Source organism: Pseudomonas sp. Ma2-10, from assembly GCF_054330215.1.
Window position 1 is genome coordinate 1 of record NZ_JBTEYL010000042.1, and the last position, 17851, is coordinate 17851.

Genomic DNA, 17851 nt, shown 5'->3' on the forward strand with positions numbered 1-17851 from the left:
GCCGATGGTAGTGTGGGGTTTCCCCATGTGAGAGTAGGTCATCGTCAAGATTAAATTCCGAAACCCCTATCTGCGTATGCAGGTAGGGGTTTTGTTTTTGTAGAAGTCACCAATTTTGCTGGCACGTTACGCTGTAACGGGTTGGTCACAGAATTTCTTGACGACCATAGAGCATTGGAACCACCTGATCCCATCCCGAACTCAGCAGTGAAACGATGCATCGCCGATGGTAGTGTGGGGTTTCCCCATGTGAGAGTAGGTCATCGTCAAGATTGAATTCCAAAACCCCTGTCTGCTATCGCAGACAGGGGTTTTTTCGTTCTGGGCTCGCTAAACGCTCAGAAACGCCATCGCCAAACCAGTGAAATGCTCCCGGAGAGACAACAAAGCCAGCCCCCCGGATTCAGGCGCTAGCTTTGTTGGAGTGACGAATGATTAGAACTGGGAACTCACCGTGCCGGCCACATAGCGTTCCTCTGAACAGGTAGGCGCGTTCGGTTTATTCACGGCACCAATCTCGCAACAGCCCGAACGCCACAAATGACAGATGTCGCATTGCTATCAGGGGTTGGGGAGTTTGCAACTGTCGTACGAGCAACCGTCATCACAAAAAGACTGTGCAGGTGCTCTGGCACGCCGTTCGGCGGGTATCTGACAGGAATGTCGGTCATTTCGTACAAACGCCTAAGTTTTCTCCGGGTTGTGCCGACAGCCTGACGAGACATGCGTGCACCAAAGTAGAGCGGCCCCAGAGCCCTGCCTGCGCTGTTACATGGAATGTTGCAACCCGGAACGCATCCCCACTTTTTTTTTGCATAAGAAGTCCCATGAAATGAATCTCAAATTCAGCCATAAAATCCTTCTGGCCGCCTCCGGCGTCGTGGTGCTGGCTTTTGCGTTGTTCACTTTGTACAACGACTATCTGCAGCGAAACACCATTCGTCAAAACCTCGAATCAAGCGTCCAGCAGGCCGGCGATCTGACCGCCAGCAGCGTGCAGAACTGGATGAGCGGCCGCGTGCTGGTGCTGGAAAACCTCGCGCAAAACGTCGCCCATCAAGGCGCCAATGCCGACCTCCCGGGACTGGTCAATCAACCGACCCTGACCTCGAACTTCCAGTTCACCTATGTTGGCCAGGCCAACGGTGTGTTCACTCAGCGCCCGGACGCAAAGATGCCTGACGGGTACGACCCGCGTCAGCGTCCCTGGTACAAACAGGCCGTGGCTGCCGACAAGACCATGCTGACTCCGCCTTACATGGCCGCCGTCGGTGGCCTGGTGGTGACCATCGCCCTGCCGGTGAAAAAGAACGGCGAGTTGCTCGGCGTGGTCGGTGGTGACCTGAGCCTGGAAACGCTGGTGAAAATCATCAACTCGGTGGACTTCGGTGGCATCGGCTACGCATTCCTGGTCAGCGCTGACGGTCAGGTGATCGTCAGCCCGGACAAAGATCAGGTGATGAAAAACCTGAAGGACATCTACCCGAACGCCGGCGTGCGCATCGAGAAGGGTAATCAGGAAGTCACCCTGAACACGCAGGACCGTATCCTTTCGTTTACTCCAGTCAGTGGTTTGCCGAATGCTGAGTGGTACATCGGTCTGTCGATCGACAAGGACAAGGCCTACGCACCGCTCAGCAAGTTCCGTACTTCTGCGCTGATCGCGATGTTCATCGCTGTGACGGCCATTGCCGTGCTGCTGAGCCTGCTGATCAACGTGCTGATGCGTCCTCTGACCACCATGGGCCGTGCGATGCAGGACATCGCTCAAGGTGAGGGCGATCTGACTCGCCGTCTGGCCGTGGAAAGCAAAGATGAATTCGGTGAGTTGGGCAGTGCGTTCAACCAGTTCGTGGAACGAATTCACGCGTCGATTTCCGAAGTGTCGTCGGCAACCCGCCAGGTTCACGACCTGTCGCAACGGGTGATGGCTTCGTCCAACGCGTCGATCGTCGGCTCCGACGAACAAAGCGCCCGCACCAACAGCGTGGCCGCGGCGATCAACCAGTTGGGCGCCGCCACCCAGGAAATCGCCCGCAACGCCGCCGATGCTTCCCAGCACGCCAGCGGTGCGAGCGAGCAGGCCGATGACGGTCGTCAGGTGGTGGAAAAAACCATTCTGGCGATGACTGAGTTGTCGCAGAAAATCAGCCTGTCCTGCACCCAGATCGAAACCCTGAACGCCAGCACCGACAACATCGGGCACATCCTGGATGTGATCAAAGGCATCTCCCAGCAGACCAACTTGCTCGCGCTCAATGCGGCCATCGAAGCGGCCCGTGCCGGCGAAGCCGGTCGTGGTTTTGCGGTGGTGGCGGACGAAGTGCGGAACCTCGCTCACCGTACGCAGGAATCGGCAGAGGAAATCCATAAAATGATCACCTCGCTGCAGATCGGTTCTCGTGAAGCGGTGACCACGATGAACGCCAGTCAGGTCTCCAGCGAGCAGAGCGTCGAAGTGGCGAATCAGGCCGGTCTGCGACTGGTCAGCGTGACCCAGCGCATCGGCGAAATCGACGGCATGAACCAGTCGGTGGCCGCGGCGACCGAAGAGCAGACGGCGGTCGTGGAAACCCTCAACGTCGACGTTAACCAGATCAACGTGCTGAACCAGCAGAGCGTGGCCAACCTCAATGAAACGTTGAAGGATTGCGATGCGTTGTCCCTGCAGGCGAGCCGATTGAAGCAATTGGTCGACAGCTTCAAAATCTGATCAGGTGCTGAAAAAACAAGCCCGCTGTGGAGTTATCCACAGCGGGCTTTTTCAAGCCTTACGCAAACAGCTTCAGCACATTGCTCATCGCGTCATCGGCAAAGCCCTGCACGAAATCCTTGAACCCCGGCAATGCCTCGGCGCCGCCCTGTGCGGGTTCGGCGATGATGGTCCAGGTCGCCCGCGACTGATTTTTCCCCAGCGGTTCAACACTCATCGCGGCCCATAAATTGGCCACGCCCAAGGTGTTGTAAATCGTGGTCCAGGTCATGTTCAGCGCCTGGTCATCCCGGGCGTTGAGTTGCTCGACCACCAGGTTGCCGTCCTTGAAGAATTTCTTGCGCAGGGACGACACGCCTTCACCGGTCATTTCGATGTGCGACAGCGCCGGAATGAATTGATCGAAGCCGGCAAAGTTACCGACCACCGCCCAGACCTGTGTGGCATCCGCCGGCACTTCCACTGAAGACACGACGTGGCAGCCTTGAGGGTTTTTGATCAGGGTATCGGGTTGTAGGGTTTTCATGGTTTTGCTCCGGTTGAGTGAGTCAGATGAAGTTGATTTCTTTGAGGTAGTCGCAGCCGCGACGCAGCAGTGCCGGGGATTTTTCCGGGTAATACGCACCCATCTGGCGCACGCCCGCCTGGGCGTTAGCGTGGCCGATCATGGAGATGTCGCCGATATCCTCCTCGAAGCCGTTGAGGTAGAAACCGAGCACGCCGAACAGCGCGTTGTCGCTGTCGACCCGGCCCAGTTGCTGCTGCCAGTCGGCGACGCTGACCATGGAAAACTCCCGACCCGCCTCACGGAATGACGCAACGTAGTTGTCCCAGCTCAGAGGCTCGGGGTTGTGCAGGTTGAACACCGCTTTTTCGGGTGAGTAACGGCTGGCATGGAAGGCGATGAACCGTGCGAGAAAGTCCACCGGCATCAGGTCGAAGTTCAGCGCGAACGCCGGCACTTGGCCGAGCTGGATCGAGCCTTTGAGCATCAACATCAAGCGATTCTTGTGAGGCTGACAAACACCCGTGAGGCTGTTGAAGCTGATGTTGCCGGGGCGATAAAGATTGACCCGTACGCCACGTTCGCGAGCCCGTTCGAGGATCCGCTCACCGACCCATTTGGACAGGTTGTAGCCGTTCTTGATGTAGATCGGCGGGGTCTGCGCGGCGGGCAATTCCAGCACCTGGCCATCGGCGGCAATCGTGCTGGAGGCCGAGAGCGTAGAGACGAAATTGAAGATCTTTTTGCTGCGCCCTTCGCACAACCGAAGGCACTCGAAGATCGGTTCGACGTTGTCCCGCGCCAGTGACTCGTAATCGAGTACGTGATTGACGTTGGCGGCGTTGTGCACCAACGCGCCGAACTGCCGATCGAGTCGCTCGTAAACATCCGCTTCGAGCCCCAATGACGGACGCGTAATGTCCGCGGCATAAACCCGCACCCGGCTCAGGTCCAGATGCTCCAGACGGTTATCTCGCAACGCATGGGCGAAACGCTCGGCCGCCGATTGCCCGCCGCCATCGCGTACCAGGCAGGCGACCTCGCTGGCGCCCCAGGCGAGCAATGCTTGGACGATGTGCACGCCGACAAAGCTGTTGGCGCCGGTAACGATCACCTTGTGCACATCGCCCATACGGTTGATGGGCAGCGGCTGAATATCCAGTTCGCGGAAGGCATCGGCCATGGCCTTTTCGCTCAATACTTCTTCGGTACCAGAGCCGCGCACCAAGGTCGCCAACTTGGCGATGGTTGGCAATTCGATGAAGCGGTTGATCGAGATGCTGCGCCCGAACTCTTCACGCAAACGCAACAGCATGCGCGACAGCAGGATCGAGTGGCCGCCCAGGTTGAAGAAACTTTCGGCGGTGCAAATATCGCTGGCGGGCAGCTCAAGCAGCTCGGCCCAGATCTCTAGAAGCAGCGCCTCATCGGCACTGACGGGCAAGCGCCGCAGCGTGTTTTCGGACACCTTCACGGGCATTGCCAGCAGCGCCTTGCGGTCTACCTTGCCGTTGCTGGCGAATGGCATGCTCGGCAGTTCGGTCCAGGCGGTGGGTTGCATGTAATCCGGTAGAAACTGCATCGAGTGGGCTTTCAGCGCTTCGCGAGCGGTGCCGGGTTGATCCTCCTGAGGCTGCGCGAGGAAGGCCAGAATCCGCCGGTGGCTGTCGATGACCACCGCCACCTGGCGGTACAACCGACTGTTGCGCAGGCAGCGTTCGATCTCTTCCGGCTCGACGCGAAAGCCGCGAATCTTCACCTGATTGTCCCGCCGTCCGCACAGCTCGATGCCGTCGCGAGTCCACTTCGCCATGTCGCCGGTGCGGTAGGCGCGCAGGCTCTGGCCATTCGGCAGGGTCAGGTTCAGATAACGTTCGGCGGTCTGCTGCGGGTTGTTCAGGTAGCCCAGGCACACACCCGGTCCGAGGATGTACAACTCACCGACGGTTTGCTCGGCCACCGGTTGAAAATCCTCATCCAGAATCAGCACCTGACTGTTAGCAATTGGCGCGCCGAGGGTGCGGTTGCTGTCGCCGGTGCGCAGTTGCCGCGCGGTGATCAACACCGTCGCTTCGGTCGGGCCATAGAGGTTGTAGAGGTTGCCCTGACGGGTGAGCTGCTCGATGACGTAGGGTTCGCAGACATCGCCGCCGGTCATCACGTGATCGAGGCATTGCAATTGATCCAGCGGCAGGATGCTCAACAACGCCGGTGGCAAAAAGGCGTGACTCAGTTGTTGATGGCGGATCAGCTCGACCAGTTGCAACGGATCGCGACGCTGATCGTCGCCGGGCACGATCAGTTCTGCGCCCTGGAGCAGGGTCGGGAAGATATCGATCAGTGACGAGTCGAAACTCAACGACGAAAATTGCAGCACCCGACTGTGCTCGCTCAGTTGCACATAGTCGGCGTACCACGCGGTGAAGTGCGCGAGGTTGGCCTGGCTGAGCAACACGCCTTTGGGATGGCCGGTGGTGCCCGAGGTGTAGAGCGCCATGCATGGCGCGCCTGGATCGGGTCGTTGGCGCATCAAGGGTTGATCGAGATCCACGTCACCGATGTCGATGCAACTGATGTCGAGTCCCGGCATTTGCGCCGCGAGCGGATGTTCACCGTCATGCAGCAGCAACACGGCCCCGGCGTTTTCCAGGATGTACTGCTGACGTTGCAGAGGATGGCTCGGCTCCAGCGGCAGGTACACCGCGCCACTGCCAAGAATCGCGATAATCCCTGCATACAATGCGCTGCATTTTGGCAGGCAGATTCCGATCACCAACGGCCCCTGATGCTGAGCGAGCAACGGCCGCAAACGCTGCTGGATGGCGCGGCTGTGGGCGTGCAAATGCCGATAGCTCAGAGACGTGCCGGCAATGTTTAGCGCGGGTCGTTCGGCACACTGGATGAAGCGCTGCTCAAGGCGCTCGATCATCGGGATTTGGCTGAGCTCCAGCAGCGCGGGCGTCGCCGTGAGATTCAGCCGATGGAAAAATGCGAGGTTCTCCAAGTAGAGCAAGTTTTCCACGTGCTCGAAGCGAGCGGGAGCCGCAGCGTCGGCCAATTGAAAGTAGTCGGCATCGCGAGAGAAACGGCTGACCAGCAGCGCCACGTGATCGACCAGTTCCTCCACGGCTCGCAGGCGCAATGCCTGGCCATTGCCCGAAGGTTCGTCGGTGATCGGCACGCGAGTGAACAGCGTCGAGCCGTACGTGCACAGCACGTCCAGCGGTGGCAGGCCCGTCATCCCGGGGACACCGATACCCAGTTGCAGCGTCAAACGCGGCGTATCGCCGACGTCTTGAACCGGCAGGCTGGCGTCGTCGATCAGCAAATCAGGGTTGCCCAGCGGCTGCTTGTCGACAGCCGTGAGGCGCACCAGAGTGTGACCGTGTTGTTCAAGTTCCAGCGCCAGGTCGGTCAGGGCCCGGCTTTGTCCAATAAGCAGAATGTCGAGACGTCTCATGATGGGCTCCTCGTTAAACCAGGTAATCGCTGAGGGCGTCTTGCACGCACGGCGAATCGAGCAGTGAGCTGCTGCGGAAAAACCGCACGATGTTGGCCACCAGCGGGTGATGGCGATTGATCGGGAAGGCCAGCCCCGACACTTCGCTCTTGAGGGCGTGGCGTGTGGCATCGCTGATCTGCAAGGACTCGATCAGGCGGAAGTCGAACGACTTCTGGATGTCGTTGGTCAGGTAATGGCCAATGAACACCGGCAGGATGTGCGCGATGCAGCGGCGGTCGTCTTCGCTCGCGGTGTGCCAATAGATGCGCACCAGCCGCGCCCAGAACCCGGAGTGGCGACCTTCGTCGAGCAAGTGGTCGGCCATCAAGCCCTTGATCGACTGCTTGACCGTGTCGTCCTTGGCGAACGCGGCGACATCGCCGGTTACGGTGTTCTCGGCGATGGCCACGCAGATCAATTCCACGGCGCTGCGCAGATGTTGCGGGGCGAGCGCCACGGCCGCTGGAATGGCTCGACTGAGTTCGATTTCATCTGGCAGTTCGATGGGCGTGATGCCGGTCATGGCGACGGTCTGTTGCATGAAATCCATCGCCACCAGCGCGTGGTAATCCTCGTCCACTACAACGGTCATGGCGTCGTAGCGGCAGGCGAACGGGAAGGCCACGGCGAAGCGATTCTTGGCGATGCTGCGGGCGGTTTTGTCGACGATTTCGGTTTCGAAAATCACCACGTCGTTGATGAATTTGTAGAGCGTCTGCACCAGCGCAAAGTCGCGCTGCTCAGGGCATTCGCGCAGGAAGGTTTCGCTCAGCACCAACGGTTGGCGGCTCAACGGGTAGATCAGCTTGTCGTCGTTTTCCAGCACACGCCGGGGGCGGGTACGGATGGTCGCGCGGCTTTCCCAGGCATCGGCGAAGGATTGGTAGTCGGAGGCGTTCATGCGTTCACCTCTGCAACCGGTTCGGTCATGGTCAGGCGCAGGCCATCCCACAGGGCGATGCGGCTTTCCACGGCGGCGATGGCGCTGGCGTAGACGTCTTCCTCGCGTTGCGGATCGCCATTGACCAGCCGGGCGAGGAGTTTTTCAGCGGCGGGGCCGTGGTCTTCGGAATCGACTTCGATGTGGCGCTCAAGGTAATAGCGAAAGGTCGGCGCCTGATCCAGACCAATGCCCCAATCATCGAGGATCCGCTGAAACATCTGCGGAATGACACTTTCCCGGCCATGCAGGAACACCGCCGCAACGCTATGCCCAGGCGCATGCAGCGCGGTGTGCAAGGTATGGCGCACGAACTGTGCGGCTGCCGGGTCGACGTCCACGCTTTGCAGCGCCACGTCATAGCTCACCCCCTCCTTTTGCAGCGTCACGAAGCGCTCGACCGCGACCGTGCTGGCACCCACTTCGCGCATCGCATCCAGGTACAACTCGAAATGGCTGTAGTGACCGTGAGCCGGACGATCATCGGACTCTTCGCCCAGCACGATCTCGTTGATCAAACGCGCCGCCTGCGGATCTCGCGGTGGCAGCCAAGGCAACTGGACGCAGGTCAGTTCCTGTTGCAGGCGTTTGGTCAGTGACATGAAATCCCATACCGCAAACACATGGGCTTCCATGAAACGTTGCAATACCGACAGTGAGTTGATTTCAGAAAAGATCGGATGAGCGCTAAGTTCTGCTTTTTTCTGGTTGAGACGGTCTTTAGTCGATTTCATGGGCGAGCCTATAAGTGAGTTGGGTATGCCGTTGTGTGTTAATGAATAAGTGATCGTTAGTTAGAACGTTCTGCTGGCGAGCGGAGACCTCAAGCGAATTGATGTGGGTAAGTTGTAATGCGTCGTTAAGTGACGGGCTGGCGCCGGTATTCAAGGCGGCGGAGAAAAACTAATACAGGAATAAAGTGCCGAGCAAGTTATTTTTATATTATTTGAAAGTTTAACTTTCTCGCGCACGAAACGTTCCAATAAAACTATTCATTAGAGTTTTATTTGGATGTAGTTACTCCTTCCGACTTATATAAGCCAGAACTGAAATGAAGAGTGAATGCCTCACTCAAAGCAACTTTCAAAGTTGTTCAATTGAAATGATCAAGGGGGGGGCGGAAGTTGACTGGGATCAACGCCGGCTCTTCCTTTCCCGTGGCAAGACTCCTTCCGTAGGTTCTTGATGCGGGGACTGCTCCGCTCGTGCGGTGCGTCGCCCGTTCATTATTTGTTGGCAGCCCAAGAGTGAGCGTAAATCACGACAGCCGCTATCACCGGCGCGTCATCGACTTGGAGTCATTATTGGTCTTGAGAGGGATAAATCGAGGGCGGGGCTTGGGAGAGGGGCGTAGCGCAGCGCGGCAAGCAAGAACGAGCCGTTCGATCTGCTCGCTCAGGCTTGCCGGCGCGGTTTACTTGGAGGTTTTCTTGTTCAGCGCTTCAGGGCTGTTGAGGTAACGTGTGATGACCTCGACGCCCCGGTTGAGGTGATGTTCGAGCAACTTCACCGCGCGCTCGACGTCGCGGTCTTCGACGGCCAGCAACAGCGCCCGGTGGTCTTCCTGGGACAGCTTGCCAAGGCCCATGGCTTCCAGGTTGAAGCGCAGGAAGCGCTCTTCTTCGTTCAGTCCGTCTTCCACCAGCCTCAATAGCCGTTGGTTCGGCGCCTTGCAGTACAGTGCCATGTGGAAAAGCCGATTGAACCGGCCGATTTCGGTGTAGTTGTTTTCCGTGTCCATGTCGTCGATATGACGGGCGGCCTGCTCGAAATCATCTTTATCGAGCAACGGGATCGACAGGCGCAATGCCTCGGATTCCAGCAGGATCCGCAGTGCATAGGTTTCCACGGCATCGCCCTGAACCAGCGGCGCGACGACTGCGCCTTTATGAGCGATCACGTTGAGCAACGCCTGGGCTTCGAGTTGACGCAAGGCTTCGCGCACCGGCATGCGGCTGACCCCGAAAAGATCGGCCAAATCTTGCTGGCGCAGGGCGGTACCGCAAGGTATGCGACCGTCGAGAATGGCCGAACGCAGGGTTTCTTCGATCACCGAGCGTGCCAGATGAGCGGGAATCGGCCCGTTGACCTTGATGCTGTTCAGAGGATTGGGCTTCTGTGTCAAAACTACGCACCCTGTTTGACTGAGATAAATTTGGATCCAAGAGGACACTAGTGACTGCCTGACAGGTTGTCAAACGGACAAAAGCTCGCAGCCGACGTGGTCCCAATGTTGTTAATGATACCTGTCATACATAGTTTAGCCCGCTAGCAGTGATCTCACCGTGCCATTGTCTTTTACCGGGCTAACCTGCACCATCAACCGATTTCCACCTGCCTGATTTGGATGCCTCGCATTGGCGGTACGTTTCGCGATCCCTAGGACTTTGCGCTGGCTGTGCTGCGCGTTGCTGCTGGCCGGCGTTATGCTGGGCGGGCTGCATGCCGATTGGGATTTTTCGCTGATCAGCCGTCGCGCGCAGGCATTGTACGGGCCATTGGGCGAAGGACAGCCACGGATTGATGCCTGGCAGCACTTATTGGTCACGCAAAAGCAAGTTGGCGAGCTCGAACAGCTTAAAGTGGTCAACCAATTCTTCAACAAGCAGGTGCGTTACCAGGAAGACATCGACCTGTGGCACGAGGTCGATTATTGGGAAACACCCATTGAGGCCCTTTGGAAGGGCGCCGGCGATTGCGAAGATTACGCAATTGCCAAGTATTTCAGCCTGCGCCATCTCGGCGTCGCCAGCGACAAGCTGCGCATCACTTACGTCAAGGCCTTGCGCCTGAATCGGGCGCACATGGTGTTGACCTACTACTCAAGCCCCGAGGCCATGCCACTGGTACTCGACAGCCTGATCGATGCGATCAAACCGGCCAGCCAACGAACCGATTTGCTGCCGGTGTACTCTTTTAATGCCGAGGGGTTGTGGTTGCCAGGCGCCAAGGGCAACAAGAAAGTCGGTGACACCAAACGCCTGTCTCGTTGGCAGGATGTGTTGAAGAAAATGAAGGCCGAAGGTTTCCCGGTCGAGACGACTAACTAGGAGCACGTGCTCAGATGTCCTTGTTCAAACAGCTGTTGATCGCTATCTGTCTGTTCCTGGTGATCGCCTTCACCGGTAGCTTCGTGGTCAGCCTGGAAAGCTCGCGCACCCAATACGTCAACCAGTTGCGCTCCCACGCTCAAGACGCCGCGACGGCATTGGCGCTGTCCCTGACACCGAACATCGACGACCCGGCGATGGTCGAGTTGCTGGTCAGTTCGATTTTCGATAGCGGTTATTACGCGAGCATCCGCGTGGTCGACCTCAAGACCGATCAGATCATCGTCGAGCGCAACGGTATTCCAGCGATGAACAATGTGCCGGACTGGTTCGTCAAAATGATCGGGCTGGAAGCGGCCGGTGGTGATGCGCTCGTCAGCCGTGGCTGGGAGCAGGCGGCGCGGGTCGAGGTGGTCAGCCATCCGATGTTCGCGTTGGCCAAGCTCTGGCAGAGCGCGCTGGGCAGTCTTGGCTGGTTGCTGATCTGCGGTGCGGTGAGCGCGGTGCTGGGCGCACTGTTGTTGCGCCGGCAACTGAAGCCGCTGGATTACATGGTCAAGCAATCCCATGCCATTGCTCGCCGCGAGTTCCTCAGCCTGCCGCAACTGCCGCGCACGCCGGAACTGCGGCGTGTCGTGCAGGCCATGAACCAGATGGTCGAAAAGCTTAAAGCACTGTTCCAGGAACAGGCCGAGCGCAGTGAAAAACTGCGGGTCGAGTCCTATCAGGACAACCTGACGGGACTGGCCAACCGTCGTTATTTCGAAATGCAATTGAACGCCCGAGTGAGTAATCCGGAGCAGGCGAGCTCCGGTTATTTGCTGCTATTGCGGGTCAGCGATCTGGCCGGGTTGAACCAGCGTCTGGGCGGTCAACGCACTGACCAGTTGTTGAAAGCGGTGGGCGAACAGCTGTCCCGAGAGTGCGCCAAATACCCGGAAACCCTGAACCTCGTGACGCGGATTCGCGGCGGTGAGTTCGCCGTGCTGGCGCCGGGACTGGTGCGCGCAGAAGCGTTGCAACTGGCGCAGAGCCTCGACAGTGCCTTGGCGAGCCTGCACGCGACGGGCGCCACCGACGTGGCCTCGGTGGCCTCGATCGGGTTGGCACCGTTTGTTTATGGCGACTCCCCGCAAGCGGTGCTCGGGTTGGGCGATCAGGCGTTGGCTCAGGCGGAAAGCCAGGGTGATTCGAGCTGGGTCTGTCTGGATCACAGCGCATCGGTCAGCGTCGGCGACGATCATCATGCCTGGCACAACTTGCTGGAACAGGCGTTGAATCAGCAACGTTTCGAGCTGTATTTCCAGCCGGTCGTGGCCAGCCAGGACACGCAGTTGGTGCTGCATTACAAGGTGCTGTCGCGCCTGATCGACGGCGAGGGCCAAACCATTCCCGCCGGGCGCTTCCTGCCGTGGCTCGAGCGCTTTGGCTGGACCGCGCGGCTTGATCGGCTGATGTTGGAGCTGGTACTTGAGCAGATGGCCGGCCATACAGAGTCGCTGGCGCTGAACCTGTCTTCAGCAACGCTGGCCGATCCGCAGGCGTTGAATAAAATCTTTGAAATCCTGCGTCAACATTCGGATCTCGGGGAGCGTTTGACCCTGGAAATCGGTGAGGAGCAGTTGCCGGAGCAAGCCCTGCTGGAAGAGCTGACGCGACGTCTGCACGAACTCGGGTTCTCCCTGAGCCTGCAACGCTTTGGCGGGCGCTTCAGCATGATCGGCAACCTGGCGCGGCTTGGGTTGGCGTATCTGAAGATCGATGGCAGTTACATCCGGGCGATTGATCAGGAGAGCGACAAGCGCCTGTTCATTGAGGCGATTCAGCGGGCGGCGCACAGCATCGATTTGCCATTGATTGCCGAGCGGGTCGAGACGGAAGGGGAGTTGATGGTGATTCGGGAGATGGGGTTGTTTGGGGTTCAGGGGCAATTGTTTGGTGAGCCGAAGCCTTGGCAGTAACCTACTGATCGTTCCTGCGCGCAGCAAAGGAACGATCAGCGTCAGGAGTTAGATCAACCCTGTCTCTTCATCATCAATCAAGTGACTCAACCCACCCAATGCTTCACGGGCCTGGTTCCGGTCCATCAGCTTGGCTTGTGCGGCCGGCGGAAGGTCGGTGACGCGGATCACCCCCTTGCTGGTCAATACCTGGATCAAGTCGTCGAGTACCCGGATCATTTCCAGGTCGCTCTGCTTGAGTTGTTTGAGGCTGGTTTCCATCACTTCATTGGCGTACCAGGCCTGGATCTCGTGATGATCAGCCGGCAGTTTTTCCGTGGCCTCGGCATAGGCGGCAGCTTCCACGCGCACCAATCGGCCTTGCGCATCGCGTTGCACGTAGAACATTGAACATCCCTCGGAAATGGACCCGCGTCATGCTGTCAGCAGCATAGGCCAACTGGGCGCGAGTATGCGGTGCGGCGACGAAATCGTCACCGGTGAGATAGACACAAACGTGACGGCCGCCCCCTAAGGGCGGCCGTTTTTCGTTAGATTAGGTGTTGTTGTGATCGATTTTGATGGTTGGGTCACTGCCGGCAATCAACGAGTTAATGTTGGCGGTGGACCAGTTGTTGCCTTCCAGTTTGATCGTCACGTCCGGCGCAGCTGCCGCAGCGTCTGTGGAGTTGAGCTTGCCGGCCGAGCTGACTTGCAACGACGACACGCCATCGACCGTCGTGATCTTCAGGAAGTTGTCGATGGTGCTGCCGGTCTCGCCCTGCAGCAAATCACGCAGGTCGATGCGGTCACCTTCGCTGGCCTTGAAGTCCTTGATCACGTCGCTGCCAGTGTCGCCGGCCTTCCAGACGAAGGTGTCTGCACCCGAACCACCGATCAGAATATCGTTACCCTGACCACCGATCAGCGTGTCGTTACCGGTGCCACCGAGCAGGATGTCATTGCCTTTGCCGCCGTCGAGGGTGTCGTTGCCGCCCTGGCCGAAGAGAATGTCGTTGCCTGCGCCGCCCAGCAGCGTGTCGTTGCCGTCATGGGCGCCGGACACGTCGAACGCGGTGTAGTGCTCGGTGATGAACTGGTGCACGTTGCTGGTGGTGACTTTGCTGACGTCCACGCCGGTTTCTTTTGCGACGAACGCCTGCATGGCCTGATAGCCCTCGCCGGCAATACCGTTAAAGCTCACCAGGTCGCCGAACAGGATGTCATTGCCGTTGCCGCCATTGACCGTGTCGGAACCTGGCAGCGTCGCTTCGGTGTGACCGATGATCGAGTTGGCCAGGTCTTTCGGATCGATGTTGGTTTGCGGCGTTTTGTCCGTGTCGTACGGTTTCAGGTCGTTGAGGCTGACACCGCTGTTGAGGCCGATGGCTTCTACAGTCGAGTATTTGCCCAGTAGCGCGAAGCTGTCGGTAGCGTTGGTGGTAGTGGTGTTGTCGGTGCTGTTGCCATCGCCACCGCGATACGAGAACTCGTAGGTGCCATCGCCCTGAGCGTGCAGCGTGCCTGGACTTGTGTACGACCAGTTGTTGCCGTTTTTGGTCCCGACAGTCACAACGCCAGAGGCGGTGATATCGATCCAGTGAGTGCTGTCCGGATACAAGCTGACCGCTTTGCCCAACTGGTAGTTGGTGGTGTTAATCACGCTGTCCAGTTTGACGTTGTCATACAGTTTCGGGTTGGTCGACTCGCCGCTCTGGTAGTAAGTCGGCTTGCCGTCGGTGATGAAGTACGTGAGGTTCTTCGCCCCGGTGTTAGCCACCGCCTCAGCGCTCTGGAACCAGTTGGCCGTGGTTTTGAACACGTCCTCGTAGTTGGTGCCGCCGCCGGACGACATCGAATCCAGAACTGCCTTGAGCGAGGCCAGTGCGTTCGGGTCGTTCAGATTGACCGACACCGACTTGTTGACCTGGGTATCGAAGTCCACCAGGAAGATGTTCACGGTGCCCGAGTTGCCGCCCATGCTTTGCTTCAGGGTGTTGAACACGGACGTCAGCGAGTCTTTTGCCGCACTGATCGACGACGCGCTCATGCTGCCCGAACTGTCGACCATGAAGGCGATGTTGTAGTTGGTGCCCGACACCACGGTCAGGCCGCCGATGTCGGCGATCATGATGTCGTTGCCATCGGTGCCGCTGAAGTTGTCACTGGCCGATGTCGCGGTGATCGCGTTGTAAGTCGCCGGGTAAACGGTGACCGGGATTGTTGCCGTGGTAATGGCCGAACCGCCCAGTGCCTCGGTGGAGGTCGAGGTCACGGTCAGGTTGAACTGGCCGTTGTAGTAGGTCGGCGGGGTGACGGTCAGGGTGCCGAGGTTCCAGCCGGTGACATTGGCTTCGGTAGAGGCCGCGGTGGCGGTGAAAGTGTGGCCGGCGCCATCGGTGAGCACCGAGCCTGCCGGGATACCACTGATTTTCACGCTCAGGCTTTCGGAGCCATCGATGTCGGTCAACGCGGTTTTGATCGCGCTCAGGTGAACGTTGGTGCCTTCGAAGCCCGTGTTGAGCTTGTAGCCGTCGTAGTAGCCTTCGCCGTTGGTGCCGTGGAGGTCGGAAACCGTCACACCGGAAGCGGCCAAGTCAGCCACGCCGGTGTACAGCGGCACGCCGGCACTGCTCAGGTCGATGGCGGTAGCGCCGTTGACCGACAGGTTGACGTCATAGTTGCCCGGACCACTCTGGTTGTGATGGTAGATGTCCAGGGTGTAGTAACCGCTGGCGGTCGGGGTAAACGAACCACTCAGCGTGCCGCCCGAGCCCCACAGGGCGGACGCCACGTTTTTGCCGCCGATGGTCACCAGCAAGCTGTCATCGCCGGTACCGGTAAAGCTGTAAGTCTTGCCGGCTTCGAGGTAGATCAGGCCCGACGTTTTCGACGCGGTGCCTGCCGCGACGCTGCCGTCGGACTGCACGTTGGTCACGTTGGTGCTGGAGTTCGGTGCCCCCGCGGCATCGATGACCGATTTGAGTGTGGCCGTCGGTGCGCCGCTGCCGTCGGTGCCCAGGCCCGACAGACCGGTCCAGACTTCCTTGACCAGCCCGATGGATTTGACGCTGTTATCCGCAACGGTCAGCGACGGTGCATCGGCCACTGGCGTGATGTCGATGGTCACTGTGCTGGTGCTGCCCAGCGTTTGGCCGTCGGTTGGCTGGAACTTGATCTGAGCGTAGTCCGCCAGATTGTTGCCCAGGCCGGTGTTGTAGCCGTTGGTACCGGATTCGTTGGCATCTGGGGTAAAGCGCAGCTTGCCAGCGTCAATGTCAGCCTTGGTGAAGGTCTGGTTGTTCGCCACGTCGGTCCAGGTCGAACCGTTCAGGTACTGCAACTTGCCCTCGCCCGGCAGGCCGGTGATTTTTACACCCAGGCTCGCGGCCGGGCTGTCGACATCGCTGACGCCGAAGGTCGACCAGCCGAGGATCAGCGGGGTGTCTTCGGTGCCGGTGACGTTATGCGACGCGGCAGTTGGCGCGTCGTTCACCGCGACCACGTTGACAGTGGTGGTGGCGACGTTCGAGTAACTGCCGCCATCGGTCACGGTCACGGTGATGATCCGCGGCACGGTGCTTGGGTCGTGGCTGCTGTTGGTGAAGCTGATGTTCTTGATCTGCTGCATGTAGTCAGCGAGCGTCGCGGTGCCCGACAGGGTCAGCGTGACGGTGCCGTTGGTGCTGTTGGCATTGATGCTGATGCCGGTGACGCTGTTGCCCAGATTCAGCGCATCGCCGTCCTGACGGTTGGTCAGCACGATGGTCGCGCCGGTCAGCATGGTGCTGTCCGGGTCGGTGATGCGCAGGTCGGTGTCGGCAATCGACACGCCCTGGCCTGTGGTGCCTTCGGTGAAGGTCACTTTGTAATCGGCACCGGTGGCGCCACTGGAGTTGTTGGCGTCCAGGTCGATGACTGGCGGCGCATCGTTGTCGATGATCGTGGTGCTGACGCTGCCGTTGGTGGTGCTGACCGCCAGGCTTTCAAAGTTGCCGCCGGTGGCCGAGTCGATCTTGACCACGAAGTTTTCCGTGTTCTCAGTGATCTTGTCGTCGATGGTTGCCACGTTGAAGGTCGCCGTGCTGGCGCCGGCCGGGATCTTCACGGTGTACACACCGGTGAAGTCCGAACCGTCGGTAGCGGTGCCGCTGTAAACGATTTTCAGCGTCACTTCGGTTTGCGCCGGGTGTGTCAGGCTGACGGTGTAGCTGGCGGTCTGGCCTTCGGTCACCGAAGTGCTGCCGGTGATGCTGACTTCAGTCTTGTCGATGGTGTCGGTCACGTTGGTCACAGCAGGGGTATTGCTGGTGGCCAGGTTCTCGAAGTTACCGCCAGTGGCTTTGGTGATTGTCGCCTGAACAGTGCCGGCGTCTTTGTAGACGTCATCGGCAGGTGCGGCGACGGTTACCGAACCGCTGGTGGCGCCGGCCGCGATGAGGATGACTGCGCCGTTGCTCAATGTCACGGTGACCGGTGTGCCGGCTGCGTTGGTCAGGTTGGCGGTGTAGACGATTGAACCGCCTTCAGCCACTGAGTCGGTAGCGCTCAAGGACAGGTTGGTGGTGTCTGGTGTGTCGGTCACGGTGGTGCTGACCGGCGTTTTATCTGCGACCAGATTTTCGTAGTTGCCACCGCTCACGTCGGTGATCGAGTTGGTCAACGGCGCGTGGCCATTGAGCACATCGTTCGGAGCTACAGCATTAACAGTGCCGCTGGTTTTGCCGATGTCGATGGTGATGGTCTGGCCGTTGGCCAGGGTCACGGTGACCGGGGAACCAGTGACAGGCTGACCGATCGTCGCGGTGTAAGTGACGGTACCGCCTTCAGCGGCAGTATCGGTCGCAGTCAATTTCACCATCGAGGTGTCGATGGTGTCGGTGACGCTGGTAACCGCCGCAACAGTGCTTGGTACCAGGTTTTCGAAGTTACCACCGGTGGCTTTGGTGATTGTCGCCTGAACAGTGCCGGCGTCTTTGTAGACGTCATCGGCAGGCGCAGCAACGGTCACGGAACCGCTGGTGGCGCCGGCCGCGATGAGGATCACTGCGCCGTTGCTCAATGTCACGGTGACCGGCGTGCCGGCTGCGTTGGTCAGGTTGGCGGTGTAGACGATTGAACCGCCTTCAGCCACGGAGTCAGTGGCCGACAGGCTGAGAGTCGTAGTGTCCGGGGTATCAGTCACAGTGGTCGAAACCGGC

Annotated in this window: 9 protein-coding genes, 1 rRNA gene and 1 pseudogene; 4 read left to right on the plus strand and 7 right to left on the minus strand. The window is 59.1% G+C overall.

Annotated features, from left to right (window positions below):
- Positions 1-156 precede the first annotated feature (156 nt).
- Positions 157-272: ribosomal RNA gene (rrf, locus tag ACXPVS_RS26775) — 5S ribosomal RNA — on the plus strand.
- Positions 273-832: 560 nt separating this feature from the next.
- Positions 833-2713, plus strand: coding sequence for a methyl-accepting chemotaxis protein (locus ACXPVS_RS26780; RefSeq protein WP_458512579.1), 1881 nt, complete (start codon positions 833-835; stop codon positions 2711-2713).
- Between the two features lie 58 nt (positions 2714-2771).
- On the opposite strand, the gene ACXPVS_RS26785 is transcribed toward ACXPVS_RS26780, so the two are convergent.
- The 5 genes from ACXPVS_RS26785 to ACXPVS_RS26805 form a co-directional block, all read right to left on the minus strand.
- Positions 2772-3239, minus strand: a complete 468-nt coding sequence (locus ACXPVS_RS26785) for an SRPBCC family protein (protein ID WP_458512580.1) — start codon at positions 3237-3239, stop codon at positions 2772-2774.
- Positions 3240-3261: 22 nt separating this feature from the next.
- A complete protein-coding gene (locus tag ACXPVS_RS26790; RefSeq protein WP_458512581.1) occupies positions 3262-6678 on the minus strand; it encodes an amino acid adenylation domain-containing protein in 3417 nt (1138 codons plus the stop codon).
- 13 nt (positions 6679-6691) lie between these two features.
- Positions 6692-7621 carry a diiron oxygenase gene (locus tag ACXPVS_RS26795; RefSeq protein ID WP_458512582.1) on the minus strand — a complete coding sequence of 310 codons (930 nt, stop codon included), beginning with the start codon at positions 7619-7621 and terminating at the stop codon, positions 6692-6694.
- The gene (locus ACXPVS_RS26800; protein ID WP_458512583.1) at positions 7618-8394 is read right to left on the minus strand and encodes a DUF3050 domain-containing protein; all 777 of its coding nucleotides are present in this window, start codon (positions 8392-8394) and stop codon (positions 7618-7620) included. The genes ACXPVS_RS26795 and ACXPVS_RS26800 overlap by 4 nt, the downstream gene beginning before the upstream one ends.
- Before the next feature lie 680 nt (positions 8395-9074).
- Entirely contained in the window at positions 9075-9785 is a 711-nt protein-coding gene (locus ACXPVS_RS26805; RefSeq protein WP_458512584.1) for a GntR family transcriptional regulator, read from the minus strand.
- A 232-nt stretch (positions 9786-10017) separates the two neighbouring features.
- Here ACXPVS_RS26805 and lapG point away from each other — a divergent pair, with 232 nt between their 5' ends.
- Both lapG and lapD read left to right on the plus strand, forming a co-directional pair.
- Positions 10018-10710 (plus strand): cysteine protease LapG, encoded by a 693-nt coding sequence (gene lapG, locus ACXPVS_RS26810; protein WP_458512585.1) that lies wholly within the window; start codon positions 10018-10020, stop codon positions 10708-10710.
- A 14-nt stretch (positions 10711-10724) separates the two neighbouring features.
- Positions 10725-12671 carry a cyclic di-GMP receptor LapD gene (gene lapD / locus ACXPVS_RS26815; protein WP_458512586.1) on the plus strand — a complete coding sequence of 649 codons (1947 nt, stop codon included), beginning with the start codon at positions 10725-10727 and terminating at the stop codon, positions 12669-12671.
- A 48-nt stretch (positions 12672-12719) separates the two neighbouring features.
- Here the strand turns inward: lapD and ACXPVS_RS26820 are convergent, their stop codons facing one another.
- Together ACXPVS_RS26820 and ACXPVS_RS26825 are read right to left on the minus strand one after the other, a co-directional pair.
- Positions 12720-13058, minus strand: coding sequence for a tryptophan synthase subunit beta (locus ACXPVS_RS26820; protein ID WP_458512587.1), 339 nt, complete (start codon positions 13056-13058; stop codon positions 12720-12722).
- Between the two features lie 148 nt (positions 13059-13206).
- Positions 13207-17851 (minus strand): annotated as a pseudogene (locus ACXPVS_RS26825) (LapA family giant adhesin); the annotation flags it as partial.